The sequence below is a fragment of the Burkholderia sp. Tr-862 genome, assembly GCF_011753085.1.
GTDB lineage: Bacteria > Pseudomonadota > Gammaproteobacteria > Burkholderiales > Burkholderiaceae > Burkholderia > Burkholderia ambifaria.
In genome coordinates this window covers 1-635 of record NZ_VWWG01000406.1, presented here as the reverse complement: position 1 = coordinate 635, position 635 = coordinate 1, and the positions used below count along the sequence as shown (strand labels likewise).

General features: G+C 75.1%; 1 protein-coding gene. It reads left to right on the top strand.

Annotation, left to right across the window (positions count from 1 at the left end; genetic code table 11):
- The coding region (locus tag F3J14_RS35175) for a cellulose synthase operon protein YhjQ/BcsQ (RefSeq protein WP_282100806.1) at positions 1-472 on the top strand (472 nt) is incomplete at its 5' end.
- Between the last annotated feature and the right edge of the window lie 163 nt (positions 473-635).

The following is a 635-nucleotide window of genomic DNA, read 5'->3' as shown; positions in this document are numbered from 1 at the left end:
GCCGGACTGGCTCTCTCGCGCGCTCGACGAGATCGCGCTGCCGGCCGAGGGCGTCGTGCTGGTCGACACGGCCCGCTATCCGTCGCCGCAGGCCGAGCAGGCGATTCGCCGCGCCGACCTGACGCTCGTCGTCGTGCCGCCCGAACCGGCCGCGTGCGCGACCGTCGCCGCCCGCCTGGACGCGCTGCGTGCCGGCGGCGGCGACCTGCAGATCGTCGTGAACCGGCTGAACCCCGCGCGCGACATGCAGCGCGATGCGCTCGCGATGCTGCGCGCCGTCGTGGGGCCGATGTCGATGCTCGAGCAGCGCATTCACGTCGACGCGGCCGTGCCCGAAACGCTCGCGCGCGGCAGCTGGATCTTCGACGACGCGCCGTATTCGCAGGCGTCGCACGACCTGAACGGCGTCGCGAACTGGGTCGATGCGTGGCTCACGGCGGCCGCGGCCGGCCGTGCGGGAGCGTCGCGATGAAAGCCGCGTTCGCGTCGCGCTGGCGCGCCACGGTCCGACGCGCGACGGACTGGTGCGCGCGCGGAATCGGGCTGCCGGCCGAGCGCACGCTGCTCGACTGGCTCGTGCGGCTGTTCTTCCATGCGCCGCCGCCCGGCCGGCCCGACCCTGTGCGCCGCCGGGA